The sequence below is a fragment of the Bradyrhizobium sp. CCGUVB23 genome, assembly GCF_024199885.1.
GTDB lineage: Bacteria > Pseudomonadota > Alphaproteobacteria > Rhizobiales > Xanthobacteraceae > Bradyrhizobium.
On sequence record NZ_JANADQ010000001.1, the window covers coordinates 7,422,241 to 7,440,814 of the forward strand.

At 64.8% G+C, this 18,574-nt stretch carries 16 protein-coding genes, 2 tRNA genes and 1 pseudogene; 12 read left to right on the top strand and 7 right to left on the bottom strand.

The features are described from left to right. Window positions 1–6 precede the first annotated feature (6 nt). Both NLN62_RS34430 and NLN62_RS34435 read left to right on the top strand, forming a co-directional pair. Window positions 7–1,152, top strand: coding sequence for a glycosyltransferase family 2 protein (locus tag NLN62_RS34430; protein WP_254111740.1), 1,146 nt, complete (start codon window positions 7–9; stop codon window positions 1,150–1,152). 6 nt (window positions 1,153–1,158) lie between these two features. Next, on the top strand, window positions 1,159–2,661 hold the full coding sequence (locus tag NLN62_RS34435; RefSeq protein ID WP_254111741.1) for a glycosyltransferase family 39 protein: 1,503 nt from the start codon (window positions 1,159–1,161) through the stop codon (window positions 2,659–2,661). On the opposite strand, the gene NLN62_RS34440 is transcribed toward NLN62_RS34435, so the two are convergent. Both NLN62_RS34440 and NLN62_RS34445 read right to left on the bottom strand, forming a co-directional pair. After that, entirely contained in the window at window positions 2,589–4,565 is a 1,977-nt protein-coding gene (locus NLN62_RS34440; protein ID WP_254111742.1) for a CHASE2 domain-containing protein, read from the bottom strand. The two genes, NLN62_RS34435 and NLN62_RS34440, sit on opposite strands and share 73 nt — an antisense overlap. A 49-nt stretch (window positions 4,566–4,614) precedes the next feature. After that, on the bottom strand, window positions 4,615–5,154 hold the full coding sequence (locus NLN62_RS34445; protein ID WP_254111743.1) for a FecR domain-containing protein: 540 nt from the start codon (window positions 5,152–5,154) through the stop codon (window positions 4,615–4,617). Window positions 5,155–5,726: 572 nt separating this feature from the next. On the opposite strand from NLN62_RS34445, the gene NLN62_RS34450 reads away from it, so the two are divergent. After that, window positions 5,727–6,887, top strand: coding sequence for a DUF2778 domain-containing protein (locus tag NLN62_RS34450; RefSeq protein ID WP_371260508.1), 1,161 nt, complete (start codon window positions 5,727–5,729; stop codon window positions 6,885–6,887). Window positions 6,888–6,891: 4 nt separating this feature from the next. On the opposite strand, the gene NLN62_RS34455 is transcribed toward NLN62_RS34450, so the two are convergent. Then, on the bottom strand, window positions 6,892–7,521 hold the full coding sequence (locus tag NLN62_RS34455; RefSeq protein ID WP_027525288.1) for a glutathione binding-like protein: 630 nt from the start codon (window positions 7,519–7,521) through the stop codon (window positions 6,892–6,894). A 29-nt stretch (window positions 7,522–7,550) separates the two neighbouring features. After that, window positions 7,551–8,144 carry a cysteine hydrolase family protein gene (locus NLN62_RS34460; RefSeq protein ID WP_027525287.1) on the bottom strand — a complete coding sequence of 198 codons (594 nt, stop codon included), beginning with the start codon at window positions 8,142–8,144 and terminating at the stop codon, window positions 7,551–7,553. Between the two features lie 129 nt (window positions 8,145–8,273). On the opposite strand from NLN62_RS34460, the gene NLN62_RS34465 reads away from it, so the two are divergent. The 6 genes and pseudogenes from NLN62_RS34465 to NLN62_RS34490 all read left to right on the top strand — a co-directional run bounded on the left by NLN62_RS34465 (window position 8,274) and on the right by NLN62_RS34490 (window position 12,205). Further along, window positions 8,274–9,113, top strand: coding sequence for a LysR family transcriptional regulator (locus tag NLN62_RS34465; protein WP_027525286.1), 840 nt, complete (start codon window positions 8,274–8,276; stop codon window positions 9,111–9,113). Window positions 9,114–9,296: 183 nt separating this feature from the next. Further along, window positions 9,297–9,368, top strand: a tRNA-Leu gene (locus NLN62_RS34470). Between the two features lie 6 nt (window positions 9,369–9,374). Then, window positions 9,375–9,438: transfer RNA gene (locus NLN62_RS34475), tRNA-Lys, on the top strand. Window positions 9,439–9,778: 340 nt separating this feature from the next. After that, window positions 9,779–10,930 (top strand): slipin family protein, encoded by a 1,152-nt coding sequence (locus NLN62_RS34480; protein ID WP_027525285.1) that lies wholly within the window; start codon window positions 9,779–9,781, stop codon window positions 10,928–10,930. Window positions 10,931–11,072: 142 nt separating this feature from the next. Continuing rightward, window positions 11,073–11,819 (top strand): signal peptidase I, encoded by a 747-nt coding sequence (lepB, locus tag NLN62_RS34485; RefSeq protein WP_027525284.1) that lies wholly within the window; start codon window positions 11,073–11,075, stop codon window positions 11,817–11,819. A gap of 99 nt (window positions 11,820–11,918) precedes the next feature. Next, window positions 11,919–12,205 (top strand): annotated as a pseudogene (locus NLN62_RS34490) (GIY-YIG nuclease family protein). Between the two features lie 155 nt (window positions 12,206–12,360). Here the strand turns inward: NLN62_RS34490 and groL are convergent. Both groL and groES read right to left on the bottom strand, forming a co-directional pair. Further along, a complete protein-coding gene (gene groL, locus NLN62_RS34495; protein WP_254111744.1) occupies window positions 12,361–14,001 on the bottom strand; it encodes a chaperonin GroEL in 1,641 nt (546 codons plus the stop codon). Between the two features lie 91 nt (window positions 14,002–14,092). Continuing rightward, window positions 14,093–14,407, bottom strand: coding sequence for a co-chaperone GroES (groES, locus tag NLN62_RS34500; protein WP_212407848.1), 315 nt, complete (start codon window positions 14,405–14,407; stop codon window positions 14,093–14,095). Window positions 14,408–14,785: 378 nt separating this feature from the next. Between groES and NLN62_RS34505 the strand changes: the two genes are divergently transcribed. Together NLN62_RS34505 and NLN62_RS34510 are read left to right on the top strand one after the other, a co-directional pair. Then, window positions 14,786–15,073, top strand: coding sequence for an usg protein (locus NLN62_RS34505; protein WP_027526399.1), 288 nt, complete (start codon window positions 14,786–14,788; stop codon window positions 15,071–15,073). Window positions 15,074–15,235: 162 nt separating this feature from the next. Beyond that, window positions 15,236–15,769, top strand: a complete 534-nt coding sequence (locus NLN62_RS34510; RefSeq protein WP_027526400.1) for a cupin domain-containing protein — start codon at window positions 15,236–15,238, stop codon at window positions 15,767–15,769. Between the two features lie 117 nt (window positions 15,770–15,886). Here the strand turns inward: NLN62_RS34510 and NLN62_RS34515 are convergent, their stop codons facing one another. After that, window positions 15,887–17,137, bottom strand: coding sequence for a NupC/NupG family nucleoside CNT transporter (locus tag NLN62_RS34515; RefSeq protein WP_027526401.1), 1,251 nt, complete (start codon window positions 17,135–17,137; stop codon window positions 15,887–15,889). A gap of 162 nt (window positions 17,138–17,299) precedes the next feature. On the opposite strand from NLN62_RS34515, the gene NLN62_RS34520 reads away from it, so the two are divergent. Then, window positions 17,300–18,520 (top strand): MFS transporter, encoded by a 1,221-nt coding sequence (locus NLN62_RS34520; RefSeq protein WP_027526402.1) that lies wholly within the window; start codon window positions 17,300–17,302, stop codon window positions 18,518–18,520. Window positions 18,521–18,574 lie beyond the last annotated feature (54 nt).

Genomic DNA, 18,574 nt, shown 5'->3' on the forward strand with positions numbered 1-18,574 from the left:
ACCGTCATGAACGAAGCGATCAGACCAGCCCCCGAGACCCTGCCCCAGGCCCCGCAATCGGGTCCGCGGTCGCCAGAGCTGTCCGTCGTCGTCCCCACCTTCAACGAGCGTGACAACGTCACGGTCCTGTACCGGCGGCTAGAGGCGACGCTGGCCGGCATCGCCTGGGAGGTGGTGTTCGTCGACGACAATTCGCCCGACGGAACCTGGGACGTGGTGCGCGCGCTCGCCAGGCGCGACAGCCGCGTGCGCTGCATCCGCCGCATCGGCCGCCGCGGCCTGTCGGGCGCCTGCATCGAAGGCATTCTGGCCTCAAGCGCGCCCTATGCGGCCGTGATCGACGCCGATCTCCAGCATGACGAGACGCAACTGCCGAAGATGCTCTCGCTGCTCGCGAGCGGGCAGGCCGAGCTCGTCGTCGGCAGCCGCTACATCGAGGGCTACAAGAGCGAAGGCTTCAACAAGCAGCGCGCCGGCGCCAGCGCGCTTGCGACCGAAGTCGCCAGGCAGGTGCTGCAGGTCGAGATCGCCGACCCCATGAGCGGCTTCTTCATGATCCGCACCGACCGCTTCGAGCAACTGGCGCCAAAACTCTCGGTGCATGGCTTCAAGATCCTGCTCGATGTCGTCGCGTCCGCGCGCGGCGGCTTGCGCACCGTCGAGATTCCCTACACCTTCGGCGCGCGCCAGCATGGCGAGAGCAAGCTCGATTCCATGGTCGCGCTCGATTTCCTGGGCCTCGTGCTGGCGAAGCTGACCAACGACGCGGTGTCGCTGCGCTTCCTTCTGTTCGCGATGGTCGGCGGCATCGGCCTCGTCGTGCATCTCACGACGCTTTTCATCGCCCTCGAGATCTTCAAGGCGCCGTTCGCGGAGGCGCAGGCCTCCGGCGCGCTCGTCGCCATGACCAGCAACTTCATCCTCAACAACTTCCTCACCTATCGCGACCAGCGGCTGAAAGGCTTTGCGATCGTGCGCGGCCTGATCGCCTTCTACATCGTCTGTAGCGTCGGCCTGTTCGCCAATGTCGGCGTCGCCTTTTCGGTCTACGACCAGGAGCCGATCTGGTGGCTTGCCGGCATGGCCGGCGCGCTGATGGGCGTGGTGTGGAACTACGCGATGTCCGGACTGTTCGTCTGGCGCAAGAAATAGCGCATCATGGGCGGGGCCGACGCGCGGATCGTCCGTAACACCGCGCTGATGATCATCGCGCTCGTCGTGCTGCGGCTGGTCGCTGCCGCCTTAACGCCGATCACCTTCGACGAAGCCTATTACTGGATGTGGTCGAAGAGCCTGGCGGGCGGCTACTACGACCACCCGCCGATGGTCGCCTACGTCATCCGCGCCGGCACCATGATCGCGGGGGACACCGAGCTCGGCGTGCGGCTGGTCTCGGTCCTGCTCGCGCTGCCGATGAGCTATGCGGTCTACCGCGCCGCCGCGATCCTGTTCGGCGGCGCGCGCGTGGCCGCAACCAGCGCCATTCTGCTCAACGTGACCATGATGGCTTCCATCGGTACGCTGATCGTGACACCGGATGCGCCGCTGCTGGTTGCTTCCAGCTTCGTGCTGTTCTTCCTGGCCAAGGTTCTGGAGACCGGCCGCGGCGCATGGTGGCTTGCGGTTGGAGCGGCCGTCGGTGCGGCGCTGCTGTCAAAGTACACCGCGATGTTCTTTGGCGCCGCGATCCTGATCTGGCTCGCGGCGGTGCCGAAGCTGCGGCGCTGGTTCCTGTCGCCCTGGCCCTATCTCGGCGGCCTCGTTGCGCTCGCGCTGTTCTCGCCGGTGATCCTCTGGAATGCGGATCATCACTGGGTCTCGTTCGCAAAGCAGCTCGGGCGCGCGAGGATCGAGGACTTCCGTCCGGTCTTCATCGCCGAGCTGATCCCGACTCAGATCGCGTTCGCAACACCCCTGGTCTTCATCCTCGGTGCGATGGGCCTGCACGCGCTGACCTGGCGACGGGCCGGCGCGCTGGCCTCGCGCGTGCTGATCGAGGCGATGTTCTGGACCATCGTCGCCTATTTCGTCTGGCATTCGCTGCATGCCCGCGTCGAGGCGAACTGGTTCGCGCCGGTCTACCCTGCCTTCGCGGTCGCGGCCGCGGTCGCCGCCCACATCGCGCGATGGAAGCCGCGACAGCAGGACCTTGTCGCATTCTGTCTGAAATGGACGGCCCCCGCCGGCATCGCGATGTTTGCGGCCCTCATCGTGCAGGCCAATACCGGTTGGCTGTCCGGCTATCGCCGCGACGCCACCGTGCGCAGCGTCGGCGTCGGCTGGCGCGCGCTCGCATCCGAGATCGAGGCGGTCCGCGCGAAGACCGGCGCAACCTGCATCCTGGCGCCGGACTACGGCACCACGGCCTGGCTCGCCTTCTATCTGCCGCGCGGCACCTGCGTGGTCCAACGGGACCAGCGTATCCGCTGGGTCAACATGGGCGAGCCCGATCCGAAACTCTTGGCCGGCAAGCTGCTCTATGTCGACGAACTCCGCGCCGGCGGTCACCCCTTCTTCAACGAGATCTTCGCGCAGGTGACGCGCGTTGCGGAATTGCAGCGCAAGCGGGGGCCGTTTGTCGTCGAGACCTACGGGATCGATTTGCTGGAGGGCGCCAGAGGCGATGTTCTCGACCGTTCGCCGCCGCCGGAAGCCCGGTAACGGGTTTCGAGCTCGCAGCCCGCAGCGTCGGCCTCAGTCGCGGTCTGTCCCGGCTGCTGCTCTTCGTGCCAGAACCAGACGGTGACCGCACTGGCGCGGCCACGAACCTTCGTCTGCAACGGTCCCGTCAGAATGCCGTGGGGATCACCGTGGAAGTCGGCCGCGTCCAGCAGGGTATCGCTGAACGCGAGCCGCGCATCGTGCTGGGCGGCGACCTCCATCAACCGGTTCGCCACGTTGACGTTGTCGCCTGTCGCGGTGATGTGCTGGTGGCTTCCGCCGAGGCGCGAGGCGACGATCGGACCAAAATGCGCGCCGATCTTGAAGCCGAGCTGATCCCTGTATGGTGCTGGCAGCGATGCCATCCAGTCTTTCACAACGCGGTGCAGCTCGAGCGAGCATTTGACGGCACGCGCAGCGTCGTCAGGCGTTGGGCGCGGCAGGCCGAACAGGATCATGGCGCCGTCGCCGAGGAAGCCGGTGATCATTCCACCGGACGAGACCGCCGTCTTGTCGACCAGCGCATGAAACGCCTTGAGCAGCTCGCGAAGCGTGTCCGGATCAAGACGTTCGCTGAGCGCAGTGAAGCCGGAGAGGTCGATGAAGACGATGGCGGCATTCTGGCGAACCGGCTCGCTGAGGAAATCGGGATCGCGCGCCAGCCACTCCTGTACGGCGAGTGCCTGGAATTGCGCCAGCGACCTGCTCTTTGCTGTCAGGTACTGCGTCCTGCGGCTGTCCGCCCACAATTGCACGCCGGTAAAGATCGCAACCGGCGGCACCGCGGCCGCGAGCGTGGTTGCGGCGTTGAGCCAGACACCGTGCGTGAACGCGAACAGGTTGAGAGCGGCCCACGCCATCACCACCACCACGGCAGCAATGAGGCCGATCGCGCTGCGCCGCCAGGCAAGCAGGCCCACCAGGACCATTGGCAGCAGGATCGCGGCGAATGCGTCCGCGACATGAACCTTGCGGTCGCGCACGATGCCGTCGCCGGCGACGAGGTGCGTGATCGCGGTCGAGACGACCTCGACGCCGGGCATCAGGGTGTCGAACGGCGTCGGGAAGAAATCGCCGCCGCCGGACACCGATGCGCCGATCACGACGATCCGGTTCTCGATTGTCCCGCGATCGAGCGTGCCGTCGAACACGTTCTGCGCGCTCAACGTGCGGATCGTGCGGCGCGGGCCGTAATATGTAATCGGTAGCGAAAAGTCGGTGTCGGTCGAAACCGTGCGATCGCCGAGCATCAGGTGATCGGGCGCAATCGTCAGCGGCTGGCCGAGCGCGCGGCTCGCAACACGCAGCGGAAACGACAGCTCAACCTTGTCGCCGGTCCGGAACAGCATCGGGACCGAGAGCGGGGAGCCGGACTGCCCCGTCGCAACATTGACGATGCCGACCTCGGCGTGATCGGCGAAGGCCGGCAGCGGCAGCAGGAAACGCTCGGCCTGGGGCAGGGCGGCGAGCGGCCCTTCGCTGCTCCTTGCCACGGTATCGCTGGTGGTTGGAAAGATCGCCGCGGCGGCAAGCACCGTTGGGCCGGCAGCGAGCGAACGCGCCAGCATGGCATCGCCGAGTCTGGCGCCTGGATCGACCAGCAGGAGGTCGACGGCAATTACCTTCGGCTTGAATTGCGCGACGGCATCGACGACGCGCGCGAGGTCGGCGCGAGGGAGCGGATAACGGCCGCCGCGCTTCACGACGGTGTCGTCGATCGCAACGATGGTGACGAGATCGGGGGGAGGCTGCGCGCCGCGCGCCAAGGTTCGCAAGTCCGTCAGCGTCGCCTCGAGACGATCGAGAAACCGCAGACGGCCGTTCGCGTGAGCGACGTAAATGGCGGCGCCCCACAGCGCAGTGAGGACGAGCGCAACCAGGATCTGAACACGTCGGCTACTCATACCCTTCGTTCTGCCGTCACCTATTGTCCGAACCTCTATTGTCCGAGTCTTATTGTCCGAGTCTTGCCATCAAGGCGTCGATGCGTGGCTGGCCCCAGCGCTTGACCTCCGCCATGCTGGTCGCCTCGACGTCGATGCCTTCGCCCGGTCCGAGCACGACGGCCCGTCCGCGAGCCCTGCGGCTGACGCCGACACGTCCGTCGGCGACGAATACGGACGTCTTGCTGCCGTCGGCGGCATCGACGGCCCATCTCGTGCCGCGCACCGCGGCGATCGCCTGCGGCGTCAGCACCTTGAAGGGATTGCCGCGGGGCTTCTTGGGAACTTCGACCAGCAGTGCCTTGCTGCTCAACTCGACCGAGTCGATATGTCCGTCGCGGTTGGCGTCCTTAAGTTCAAATCTGGCGCCATTTTCCGCAACGATCGTGATGCCGTTGTCGCAGCGCCAAGTCTGCGTATGAGCGGTCTGCGTTCCCGCGGCCGACGGCGATGACGTGCAACCCGCGCCGGCAGGCTGCGCGACAGCCTGTCCGATCAACAAGAACGACGACGCCAGAGACCAAAATCCGGCGTGTGCGACCCTTCTCATGCCAGCCTCCATTGGCGTGCTCGGCACATTTCAAGGCGATCTTGATACGGTACCGTATCACGCGCAGAGGCTGCCGAAAAGTGCCGAGATGGGACCTATTTTGTCGCTGGGCTCTTTTCCAGATCGTGAGCAATCAACTCTGGGTCAGCGCGCCGTGTAGCGTGGGCGTTCGGCGCGCGATGAGACCGATGTCAGCCGGCGCATCGCGTGTCGCATCAGAGGAGTCCGCCAGCCTCGCGCAACGCTCCGTCGCTATGATCCGGCGGCGTTCAAGATCACGAAAAGGCCGTGGTTGGATGCGTCATGAGATGTGACCGGAGGGGGCAGATCATCGCGCCAAACCGGTCGAGAAATATGGTTAACAACTTCGTCTAAGTCCGTAATTCTGCGGACTTTTTCCCGAAATGGGACAGCCTTTGCGGGATGCCCCATATCCGCCCGAACTTAATCCGCATTTAACTAAAAGTCGCCTTAATGACGCTCCGACCCTCTGCGAGATGCAGCTCTCGGACCGTGACCAGCAGCGGCACTTCGAAGGGGGACTGAGTGACACCGTCCTGGACGCAAGGCGAATGAGTACGAGTATCGCTGCGCAAAGTAACGCGGCACGGAAGTCCAAGAAGAATTCTCGGAAGTCTTCCCGGAAAGTGACCACCCAGACCATCGTCGGCGCCGCCGCGATCGGCTGCCTCGTGCTGGGCGCCGGCTGGACCGTCTACAACAACGTCTTCGGCGCGAACGTCTATCCGACCGTTGGCACCGCCGGCTACGACGAGCCCGTGATCAAGCGTGCGCCGAAGGTCGCGCTGCGCGAGGCCGGCGAAGCGGTCAGGGAAGTTTTTGCGATGCTGCCCGATCGCGGGCGGGTGGTCACGCCGATGACCCGCGAAATGTTCAACGAGCGTTTTGCCGCCGCAGCCCCGCAGAGCGTGGCGTCCAACGCGGCGAGCGCGGCGCCGCAGGCGCCCGCCACGAACGTTGCCGACGCCAAGGAGACCGCGAAGCCCGCCGCGCCTGTGAAGGTCGCGGAAGCGCCGAAGGCGCAAGGCCCCGCCAAGATCGCAGACGCCGCAAAGGCCAAGCGCGGCGCAGATGCGCCGGTGCAGCTTGCCTCGGCCGAGCCGGCCGAGACCGCGCGCGTGCCAGAGGCGAAGCCCAAGTCTTTCGCCGATCGCGCGAAGGCGGCGGTGATGGCGATCACCGGGCCGCGGCAGTCGATGGTCGAGAAGCTCTGGGGCAAGCGCGAGCCGTCAGGCGGCCTGCTTGCTTACGCTTCAGCCGATGCGAGTGTGACCGCGAGCATCGCGCCGAAGGAGCAGAACCCGATGCTCGGCGGTGCGCCGCCCTATGACCGCGACACGGCGGTCTACGACATCACCGCCAAGACGGTGTATCTGCCCGACGGCACGAAGCTCGAGGCGCATTCCGGCCTCGGCTCGAATCTCGACGATCCGCACTCCTCGCGTGTCCGCATGCGCGGCGTGACGCCGCCGCACATCTATACGCTGAAGCCGCGCGAGGCGCTGTTCCACGGCGTACCGGCGTTGCGGCTGACGCCGATCGGCGGCGAGAACGCGATCTACGGCCGCGACGGCCTGCTCGCGCACACCTTCATGCTCGGACCCAACGGCGATTCCAACGGCTGCGTGTCGTTCCGCGACTACTCGGCCTTCCTTGATGCCTACCGCAACAGGGGCATCCGCAAGCTCGCCGTGCTCGCGCGGGTGGAGTGAGACCTTAAGCCGTCACTGTCTTGCGCAGCGCCATTTCGGTCGCAATCGCGTCCCGCACCGCGGGCCGCGCCTGCATGCGGGCGAGATAGCTGACCAGCGACGGCCATTGCGCAATGTCGACGCCTGCGGGACGGAGCAGCAGCAAGGCCCAGGTGAGATGCGCATCCGCAACGGTGAAGCGGTCGCTGACCAGGAATTCGCGCTCGGCGAGATGCGTGGCGGGCATCGATAGTGTCTGTCCGATTCTTGCACGCGGCTTCGCAAGCGACGCCTCGTCCTTGTACCAGAAGCTCGGAAACAGGAACGCCTTGTGGATCTCGGCGCCGATGAAGCTGAGCCACTCCTGCAGGCGATAGCGATCGGGATCGCCGGGCCGCGGCGCGAGACCGAGCTCAGGCTTCAAGTCGGCGATATATTGCAGCACCGCTGCGCTCTCGGTCAGCCGTTCGCCATTCTCCAGGACCAGCACCGGCACGGCGCCTTTTGGCGAAACGCTACGGAAGTCGCTGCCGTCGTCCACGACCTTCTTGGTCCAGAGATCGACGAGGTGATAGCGCGCCTCGATGCCAGCCTCCATCAACGCAATACGGCTTGCGAGCGAGCAGGCCATTGGCCGGAAGAAGAGCTGCAGCATGTGTTGATATGCTCCGTGTTCGGATTTGATCAGATCAACGCATCGCTGCGCGCGATGATGGCAAAGCGGTCAGACAGTTCGGCGAGTGCAACGTCATGAACGGTTCTGGCTGCGATCGTGCCGCCGCGGCCGTCAGGCAGGTCGCGCGTCGCGCAGGCATCCGAGGCAATCGTGGTGCGCAGACCGAGATCGAGCGCGGCGCGCGCGCTCGAGCTGACGCACATGTGGGTCATGAAACCCGCGATGACGATGTTCTTGCGCCCGGTCGCGGCAAGCCGTGCTTGCAGGTCAGTGCCGGCAAACGCATTCGGCAGCGCCTTTTCGATCACCGGCTCGGTTGCGAGCGGCGCCAGGCTCGCAATGATCGCGCCGCGCTCCGCCTCGCGGTCGAACAGGCCGCCCGATCGGCCCTTGTGCGCGATATGGAGGATCGCCGCACCGCTCTGCCGCGCGCGGGCCAACAGTTGCGCCGCGCGCGCGATGGCCGCCTCCGCATCGGGCAGCGCCAGCGGGCCTGCGCGATATTCGTTCTGGAGATCGATCAGGACGAGACAGCTCTCGCCGAGCCGGGGCAGGCTCAAATCAGCGCCGGCGAGTTCGAGCAGGGTCTTGGGAGCGGTCATGGTGAGGCTGCCTTTCGGTGACGTCAGATCGACAAAACCTAGCGCAGCTCCCGCCTGCTATTGTGCAGGAATATTGCAGCATATGGCTGCGAATTTGCAGGCGTGGCGCCGTGCGTGCTAAATGGCTGCATGAACTGGGACGATCTCCGCATCATCGCGGCCGTGCGGGAGGAGGGCACCTATGCCGGTGCCAGCGCACGGCTGCGCATCGATGAGACCACGGTCGGGCGCAGGCTCGCCCGGATCCAGCGCGACCTCGGCGTGCCCCTGTTCGAGGCGGTCGACGGATTGCGCCGGCCGACCCGCCATTGCGAAGCGGTGCTCGAGCACGTCAAGGCCATGGCGGCGCATATCGCCGCGATCGATCGCATCGGCGAGAGCGAGCCCGGTGCAGTCGGCCGCTTGCGTATCGCTTCCACCAATACGGTCGCCGAGGAGCTGCTGGCGCCGCGCGCGCAAGCTTTTCTGCGCGACAATCCCGGGCTGACGCTGCAATTCCTCACCTCGAGCGAGAATGTGAAATTCTCGCGCTGGCAGGCCGATCTGGCCATTCGCCTGCGCAAGCCCGATAAGGGCGATTTCACGATTTCGAAGCTCGCCGACGTGCGCCTGTATTTCTTCGAGCCGGCGGATCGGAGCGACATCGACCCGATCGTGTGCGGCTATCCGGACGAGCTCGACGCGATCCCCGAGGCGCAATTCTTGCGCGCGAAGCGGCTGAAGAATGCGCGCTGCGTCACCGACAACATCCGCGTCATGCGCACCCTGATCCAGTCGCATCAGGTGATCGGCGTGCTGCCCGAATACAGCTGCGAGGCGTTGCTCGCCGATCGCAGCCTGCGCGCCACCTTGCTTCCCCGGCGCCGCGACGTCTGGCTGCTGGTGCAAAACCACCTCAAGCGCGATCCCGCAACGCGTCTGACGATCGAGTGGGTGCGCTCCTGCTTCAAGGATTTCGCGAAAAGCTAACTGCTTCCGGCGACCAATCTCGCGGCTTCGCGCGCCGAATTCAAATTGTCGCAAGAATCACGCTTGCAATCGAGCTCGGCTTGCCTTATGAGCGCGCTCCTTCGCGTTGGCCATGTGTTCGGGCTCTCTGAGACCCGACTGGCGCGGGCCGGTCTCCGGTTTCGTGTTCCGCCGAACGAAGATGCAGGATGTAGCTCATGGAGAGCGTCGGGGTAAAATCCGAAGGCATCGGTTCGATTCCGATTTCTTGTACCAACCAAAGGATAGCTCAGTGGTAGAGCAGATGACGTTTAATCATCGTGACGCGGGTTCGAATCCCGCTCCAGCGCTCCGTTTCAGCCTAGAAAGCTGATTCCTCTGAAGGGGACCGGACGCGCGCTTCAGTCGCAGTCCGGCCGTTTTGCCGAAAGGCTTTCCGTCCGCACAACGACACTGTGAGACCGGCTTTGCGCCGCGGGTAGATACCGCTTGCGCCGATGCCGGGTGGCTCCGTGCGACCGCTCGACACACGTCGGGCGATTGCGCGCGTGCGCCCGTCATCACGCAAGCTCAAGCCCCGGCCCGCCGATTTCTCAGGAAGCGTCGTCCGCGTCCTCACGTCCTTTGCAAACGAAACCCGCCGTCCGGCCGCGTCTGGCCGGAGGGCAACATGATGGAGGCGTGCCATGAGCTGGCATTTGCTGATGCTGAACGTGACGGTGAAGGATGGCGAGCGTGCGTTGCTCACGCGCAACGGGCAGCTCGTGCGCGTGCTTGCGCCCGGTCGGCATCGCCTGTTCGATCCCCTGCACGAGCTCAGGGCCGAGCTGTTCGACGTCGTGCGCGCGGAATTCTCCGCGGATCGCTACGCGGTGCTGAAGGCCGCACGGCCTGATCTTGCCGCCGAGCTGTTCGAGGCGGTCGAGACCAAGGCGGACGAGATCGCCATCGTCAGCCTTGACGGGCGGCCCGTGCACCTGATGACGCCCTGGCAGGTGCGCGTCTACTGGAAGGTCGCAACCCGCATCGATGTCGAGCGCATCGATGTGTCGCGCGATCCCCAGGTCGATGCGCGGCACCTGACCATGATCGAGCGCAATCGTTCGACCGTCGTGAGCGAGACGGTGGTCGAGAACCACGAGGCGGGCCTGCTCTATGTCGAGGGCCGGCTCGTGGAGCGGCTTGCGCCCGGCCGGCACGCCTTCTGGACCGTCGGCCGCAAGATCGAGGTGAAGCGCCTCGACCTGCGGCCCCAGGCGGTCGAGATCACCGCGCAGGAGATGCTGACCAAGGATCGCATCGCGCTGCGGGTGACGCTGACGGCGTTCCGCAGGATCGTCGATCCCGAGCGGACGGTTGCGACCGTGCCCGACGTGGATGCGTGGCTGTACCGCCTGGTGCAGTTCGCGATCCGCGAGGCGGTGGCGGGCCGAACGCTGGACGAGGTGCTGTCGGCGAAGGCGGCGCTGGATGCGGAGCTGCGCGACTATGTGCGCGCACGCGTCGCGGTATCCGGCGTCGAGGTCACCGAGCTCGGCGTCAAGGATGTGATCCTGCCCGGCGAAATCCGGGAGCTGGTGAACAAGGTGGTGGAGGCGGAGCGGGTCGCGAAGGCGAACCTGATCCGCCGGCAGGAAGAGACCGCGGCGACGCGTTCGCTTCTGAACACCGCCCGCCTGATGGAGGAGAACCCCCTGCTGCTGCGGCTCAAGGAGCTGGAGTCGCTGGAGCGGCTGGTCGAGAAGGTCGGCCGCATCGACCTCCATGCCGGTGACGGCGAGGGCCTCGATGCCCTGCTCACCCGGCTGGTGCGCCTGAAGGCGCCCGAGAGCGCGTGACGTCAGAAAGGCCGCCCACGGGCGGCCTTTCGTTTATCCGGTGAACGAAGTGCAGGGACACTGCGACCAAGGTGAGGCGAGTATTGCGTGCGCCGAGCCGCGCGACAGTCTCGACGCGTTCGAAGGTATCGCGGGCAGGATTATGACCACTCTTCAAGAATCCGTTCGTCCGAAGCCGCGATCCAGTGAATGGAAGGCGGTTCTGATCCTGATTCTGTTGATCCCGGTGCTGTGGTCGCCGCCGCTCGTGTTTCGCTTCTTCCTGTTCGAGCCGTTCAGCATCCCCTCCGGCTCGATGGCGCCGGCGCTGCTAACGGGCGATTACGTCCTCGCCAGCAAGTATGCCTATGGCTACGGCCGCTACTCCTTTCCCTATGCACTACCCTTGTTCTCGGGGCGCATCTCCGCATCCGATCCCGTGCGCGGCGACATCGTGGTGTTTTGCTCAGGGATGGATTCGAACGTCGACTACATCAAGCGCGTGGTGGGGCTGCCCGGCGACCGCATCCAGATGCAGGAGGGCGAGCTCGTCATCAACGACCGCCCGGTTGCGCGCGAGCGGTTGAAGGATTCCCCCAGCACCAACGTGTGCGGCCTCGATCGCGCAAGAGTGAAGCGCTGGCGCGAGACGCTGCCGAACGGCGTGAGCTACGAGACCTATGACTGCATCGACAACGGCCTCTACGACAACACGCTCGTCTTCACCGTGCCGGCCGGCCACGTCTTCGTGCTCGGCGACAACAGGGACAGCTCGACCGACAGCCGCGTGATGACCTCGATCGGCTACGTGCCGATGGACAATCTCGTCGGCCGCGTCAGCCGCATCTTCTGGTCGATGGACGAGGACGGCGACCCGCGCATGGAGCGGTTCTGGAAGGTGGTGAGGTGAGGGGGCTGCAGCTCTCTCAGCTGTCATTCCGGGGCGCGCGAAGCGCGAGCTATGATGCGCAATTGCGCATCTGAGAATCCATAACCCCAGGCGCTTGCAATGGCCTACTACGTCTACATCCTCGCGAGCAAGAAGCACGGCACGCTCAACATCGACGTGACCAACGACCTCGTACGCTGCGTTTGCGAGCACAAAACGAAAGCCGTTCCCGGCTTCACGACAAAGTACGGCGTCGACAAGCTCGTGCTGTTTGAGGTCTACGATGACGCAGCGATGCCATCGCGCGCGAGAAGGAGCTCAAGAAGTGGCGGCGCGATTGGAAGACGCGGCTGATCGAGGAGCAGAACCCGAACTGGGACGATCTCTATTCCGGGATAACCAACTGACGTTCGTGGTTATGGATTCTCAGATGCGCAATTGCGCATCATAGCTCGCGCTTCGCGCGCCCCGGAATGACGGGCGGAGAAAGTGCGCATAAAAACAAAAACCCCGGCATCGCTGCCGGGGTTTCGCATTTCTTGAGTTTGCCAGAACGGCTGGATCAGAAGTCCATGCCGCCCATGCCGCCGCCCGGGGGCATGGCGGGGCCGGCAGCGGCCTTCTTCGGCAGCTCGGCGACCATGGCCTCGGTGGTGATCAGCAGCGCCGCCACGGAGGAGGCGTTCTGGACTGCAGTTCGCACGACCTTGGTCGGGTCGATGATGCCCTTGGTGACGAGGTTGCCGTACTCGCCGGTCTGCGAGTCGAAGCCGTAGGCGTACTGATCCTTCTCGAGGATCTTGCCGACGATCACCGAACCGTCTTCGCCGGCGTTGATCGCGATCTGGCGAGCGGGCCAGGACAGCGCCTTGCGCACGATCTCGACGCCGGTCTTCTGGTCGTCGTTCTTGGTGCGGATGCCCTTGAGCTGCTCGGAAGCACGGAGCAGGGCGACGCCGCCGCCCGGGACAATGCCTTCCTCGACCGCGGCGCGGGTCGCGTGCATCGCGTCATCAACGCGATCCTTGCGCTCCTTGACCTCGACCTCGGTCGCGCCGCCGACGCGGATCACCGCGACGCCGCCCGCGAGCTTGGCGAGACGCTCCTGGAGCTTCTCACGGTCGTAGTCCGAGGTGGTCTCCTCGATCTGCGCCTTGATCTGGGCCACGCGCGCCTCGATGTCGGCCTTCTTGCCGGCGCCGTTGACGATCGTGGTGTTCTCCTTGTCGATCATCACCTTCTTGGCGCGACCGAGCATGTTGAGCGTGACGTTCTCGAGCTTGATGCCGAGATCTTCCGAGATCGCCTGGCCGCCGGTCAGGATCGCGATGTCCTGCAGCATGGCCTTGCGCCGATCGCCGAAGCCCGGAGCCTTCACGGCTGCGACCTTCAGGCCGCCGCGCAGACGGTTGACGACCAGGGTCGCGAGCGCCTCGCCTTCGACGTCCTCGGCGACGATGATCAGCGGCTTGCCGGTCTGCACCACGGCCTCGAGCAGCGGCAGCAGCTCGTTCAGCGAGGAGAGCTTCTTCTCGTTGATGAGGATGTAGGCGTCGTCCATTTCAACGCGCATCTTGTCGGCGTTGGTGACGAAGTAGGGCGAGATGTAGCCGCGGTCGAACTGCATGCCCTCGACGACGTCGAGCTCGGTCTCGAGCGACTTGGCTTCCTCGACGGTGATGACACCCTCGTTGCCGACCTTCTTCATGGCGTCGGAGAGGAACTTGCCGATCTCCTGGTCGCCATTGGCCGAGATGGTGCCGACCTGGGCGATCTCTTCGTTCGAGGTGACCTTCTTGGAGTTCTTCTGGAGGTCCGCGACGACGGCGTCGACGGCGAGGTCGATACCGCGCTTGAGGTCCATCGGGTTCATGCCGGCGGCAACCGCCTTGGCGCCTTCACGGACGATCGCAGCCGCGAGCACCGTCGCGGTGGTGGTGCCGTCGCCGGCCGCGTCAGCGGACTTGGAGGCGACTTCGCGCACCATCTGGGCGCCCATGTTCTCGAACTTGTCGTCGAGCTCGATCTCCTTGGCGACGGTGACGCCGTCCTTGGTGATGCGGGGAGCGCCGAACGACTTGTCGAGGACGACGTTGCGGCCCTTCGGACCGAGCGTGACCTTCACGGCGTTGGAGAGGATCTCGACGCCGCGCAGCATGCGGTCGCGGGCGTCGACGCCGAATTTCACTTCTTTGGCTGACATATTGGTTTCCCTGAGTTGTCTTGGTCTCATCTCACCCTTGGCGAGGCGCCCGGCAGGCGCTCCTCAGGGGTGAGCGGTGCGAGCGGTTGAATTAGGCGGCCTTCTTCTTCGAAGCGGGAGCTTCGAGCACGCCCATGATGTCGCTTTCCTTCATGATCAACAGGTCCTGGCCGTCGATCTTGACCTCGGTGCCCGACCATTTGCCGAACAGCACGCGGTCGCCGACCTGGACGTCGATCGGGATCAGCTTGCCGCTCTCGTCGCGGCCGCCGGGGCCAACGGCGATCACTTCGCCCTGCGAGGGCTTTTCCTTGGCCGTATCGGGAATGATGATGCCGCCAGCGGTCTTCTCTTCTGCGTCGATGCGCTTGACCACGACGCGGTCGTGAAGCGGACGGAATTTCATGCAGTCCTCCTAAGCATTTGCACGAGATGGAGATTTTTGGGTTGTTAGCAGTCGATGCCCGCGAGTGCTACGCAGGCAAAATGGAGATAGGACAGGTTTTTTACGGGAGCAAGGGCTTCTAGCAGAAAAATCAGCACTCAGAAGGCCTGTCTGCCAAAAACATTTACCATCGTTAACCGGGCCTCGCCGGCTATTAGCAGGCGCCGCGATCTGCTGCTAAAGCATTGAATTTCAACAACTTGTTAAACTTTTGGGCTTGAGATGGGGTGGCAGTGTGCGTCACATTTCTCTCATGTGAGCGCATCGTTTCCGGGTGGCTCTTTAGGGCAGTCCGAGTAAGCCACCCCTTGAATATGCGCTCCTGAAAAGGAGGCTGGCATGGGCTTGCGGGTTGGGGGCGTTTCCGACGACCTCCGGAAACAGTTGCTGGGTTACGGGCTGACGACGGCGCAAATTCTTTATCGGATGCCGGATCATCCTTCGCTGCTCCAGACCTACATCTGGCAGAACTACGATCTGTTTCCGAAATTTCCGGCGCTGACGGATTTCCTCGCCTTCTGGGAGGAGAAGCTCGACGGCCCCCTCTATTCGGTGACGGTGGCGCATTCCAAGCTGATCAAGCCGGCCGAACTGCGCGCGGTCGACGGCGTGTTCAGGCTGCATTGACGGCTTGGACGGATCTGTAGGGTGGGCAAAGCGAAGCGTGCCCACCTCTTTGGTCGCCACGGCGCAGAAGTGGTGGGCACGTCGCTTGCGCTTCTTTGCCCACCCTACGGTTTTGAGAATTCGTGCTAGCCTTTGCCTCCAGAACAAGAATGGGAGGAGGCCATGGCCAAGCGGAAGGTGACCTCGCGCAGCGCGGCGCAATCGGCGGTGAAGAAGAAGTGGCACGGCAACAAGGTCGCTACGCGATCTTCAGCCCGCAAGGCGGTGAAGGCAAAAGCTCGCACCACACCTGCGAAAACACGCGCCCGGCCCAAGCAACGCATCGCCGTCAGCCATCACCGTGAGGAGGATTTCAAAGCCGACGGCCTGCGCACCTACGCGCATTATCGCGATCTCGGCATTGCCGCGGCAACGCACGGTCTCGCGCAGGCCCACGTCATCCGCCTGCTGCCGCCCTGCAATCCGGCCGAGGTGTCAAAGCTCCACTATCACGACGTCGAATTCCAGATGGTCTACGTGCTCAAGGGCTGGGTGAAGACCTACATGGACGGCCAGGGCGAAACGCTGATGAAAGCCGGCAGTGCCTGGACGCAGCCGCCGAAGATCAAGCACATGATCCTCGACTATTCCGACGACGTGGAATTGCTGGAGATCATCCTGCCGGCCGAGTTCAAGACGGTGGAGATCACGGCGTAAGCGCGCCAGGAATTCCGCCGTCATTGCGAGCGAAGCGAAGCAATCCAGAAATGTATCCGCGGATGCACTCTGGATTGCTTCGTCGCTTCGCTCCTCGCAATGACGGGCGGAGAGAGCCTAATTCAGCACCCCCACGATCGCGCCCATCAGGCACGTCGTCAGTGTGCCCGACACGATTGACTTCAGCCCAAGCGCGTTGATCTCATCACGGCGCTCCGGAGCCATGACGCCGAGGCCGCCGATCATGATGCCGAGGCTCGCGAAATTGGCGAAGCCGCACATCGCATAGAGCATGATCAGGCGCGAGCGCGCATCGAGCGCGTCGGGGGCGAGTTTTGACAGATCGACATAGGCGATCAGCTCGTTGAGCACCGTCTTGGTGCCCATCAGGCTGCCGGCGGTGACGGCCTGGTCCCATGGCAGCCCCATCAGCCAGCACACCGGCGCCATCACGAGCCCCAGCACCCGCTGCAGCGAGATCGCGGTGCCGCCGACATTGGGCAACAGGCCGAGCACCGCATTGGCAAGATAGACCAGCGCCACCAGCACGATCAGCATGGCGACGATGTTGAGCAGCAGCTCGAGCCCCGCGGAGGTGCCCTTGACGATCGCATCCATCGTACCGGAGGCGTGCATGTCAGGGTCTTCGAGCGAGCCGCCGGTGAGCCGGTCACCGGTCTCCGGCACCATGATCAGGCTGATCAGGATTGCGCCCGGCGCGCCGAGCACGGAGGCGATGACGAAATGCGCGGCCGCATCCGGGATCAGCGGCGCAAGCAGCGTCGCATAGAGCACCAGCACGGTGCCGGCGATGCCGGCCATGCCGCCGGTCATCACCAGGAACAATTCGCTGCGCGTCATCTGCGCCAGATACGGACGCACGAACAGCGGCGCTTCCACCATGCCGAGGAAGATGTTCGCCGCGGTCGACAGCCCGACTGCGCCGCCGACCCCCAGCGTGCGCTCGAGCAGCCACGCCATGCCGCGCACGATCGGGGGCAGCACGCGCCAATAGAACAACAGCGTCGTCAGCACGCTCATGACGAGCACGATCGGCAGCGCCTGGAAGGCGAGGATGAAGTCGGCGCCGGGTGCCTTGAGGTCGAAGGGCAGGGGGCCGCCGCCGACATAGCCGAACACGAACGACGTGCCGGCGCGCGAGGCCGCCGAGATCGCCCCGACCGCGTCGTTGATGGCGCCGAAAGCATGCGCGACGAATGGCAGCTTGAGCAGGACGATCGCGGTGAGGAAGGTCACGACGAGGCCGATTCCCGCCTGGCGCAGCGATACCGCGCGACGGTTCTCCGCCAGCGCGAAGGCGATCAACAGCAATGCGAAAACGCCGAGTGCCGATTGCAGTCGCAGCATGATGTCCCCAATCCCGCAATGATTATGGCAGCCGGGCCGTCGTAAAGGCAATGCCGGGCGCGCCGGAGCCGACCGGTTGTTGACAAGACCTCCGGCCTCAGTCACGCGTCAACGTCAACACCAGCCGCGCGGGGCGCCACGGGCCTCGCTCAAGAGCAGCCAATGTCCGCGAACCCGCCGGTCAGAGCCGGCGAACTCATCAAGCACCCGCCATTCCTCTTCTTCCTGCTCTCGCGCAGTCTGTCGCGTTTTTCCAGCCAGATCGCGGCGGTTGCGATCGGCTGGCAGATCTACGATCTCACGGGTTCGGCCTTTGCGCTGGGCCTGGTCGGGCTGGTGCAGTTCCTCCCCACAGCGCTGTTGGTGTTCGTCGCCGGCCACGCCGCCGACCGCTTCGAGCGCAAGCGCGTCGTCCAGCTCTGCCAGCTCGCGGAAGCCGCCACCGCGCTCTATCTCGCCGCGAGCACATATCTCGGCGCGATCGGCGAGGTGCAGATCTTCGTCGCGACCTTCGCGCTCGGCATCGCCGGCGCGTTCGAAAGCCCGACCACCGCGGCACTGCTGCCGCTGATCGCGCCGCAGGGCTCGCTCCAGCGGGCGACTGCGATTGCCAGCGGCGCGGGGCAGGTCGCGACCATCACCGGACCGGCGCTCGGCGGCTTCGCCTATGCGGTCGCGCCGCACTTCGCCTATGCCGTGATGGTGCTGTTCTGGATTCTGGGCATGATCCTGACCGGTTTCATCCAGCCGGGCCCGCAGGCGACCGCCAGGGGCGCGGCGGACGATGACATCTTTGCCGGCGTGCGTTTCATCCGCTCCAATCCGGCGATCCTCGGCACCATCTCGCTCGATCTGTTCGCGGTGCTGTTTGGCGGCGTCACCGCGCTGTTGCCGATCTATGCCCGCGATATACTCCAGGCCGGCCCTCTCGGTCTGGGCGTCCTGCGCGCCGCGCCTGCGGTCGGCGCCCTGATGATGACCATGGTGCTGGCACGTCACGCCATTGCTCGTCACGTCGGCATCAGGATGTTTCAGGCGGTGATCGTGTTCGGCATCGGTACCGTCGTGTTCGCGCTGTCGCAGTGGATGTGGCTCTCGGTGCTGGCGCTCGCGGTGCTGGGCGCGGCCGATACGATCAGCGTCGTGATCCGTTTTTCACTGGTGCAGCTCGCAACGCCCGACGAGATGCGCGGCCGCGTCGGCGCGGTCAACTTCCTCTTCATCAACGCCTCGAACCAACTCGGCCAGTTCGAGAGCGGGCTCACCGCCGCGCTGTTCGGCGCGATGCCCGCCGCCGTGCTCGGCGGCATCGGCACCATCGCGGTCGCGCTGCTATGGATGAAGCTGTTCCCGAGCCTGCGGAAAGTGGAGCGGCTGGAGTAAAATGATACCGTCGGCGCCGCTGCGCCTACTGTGCATGGGGTTGTTTTCGGTTTT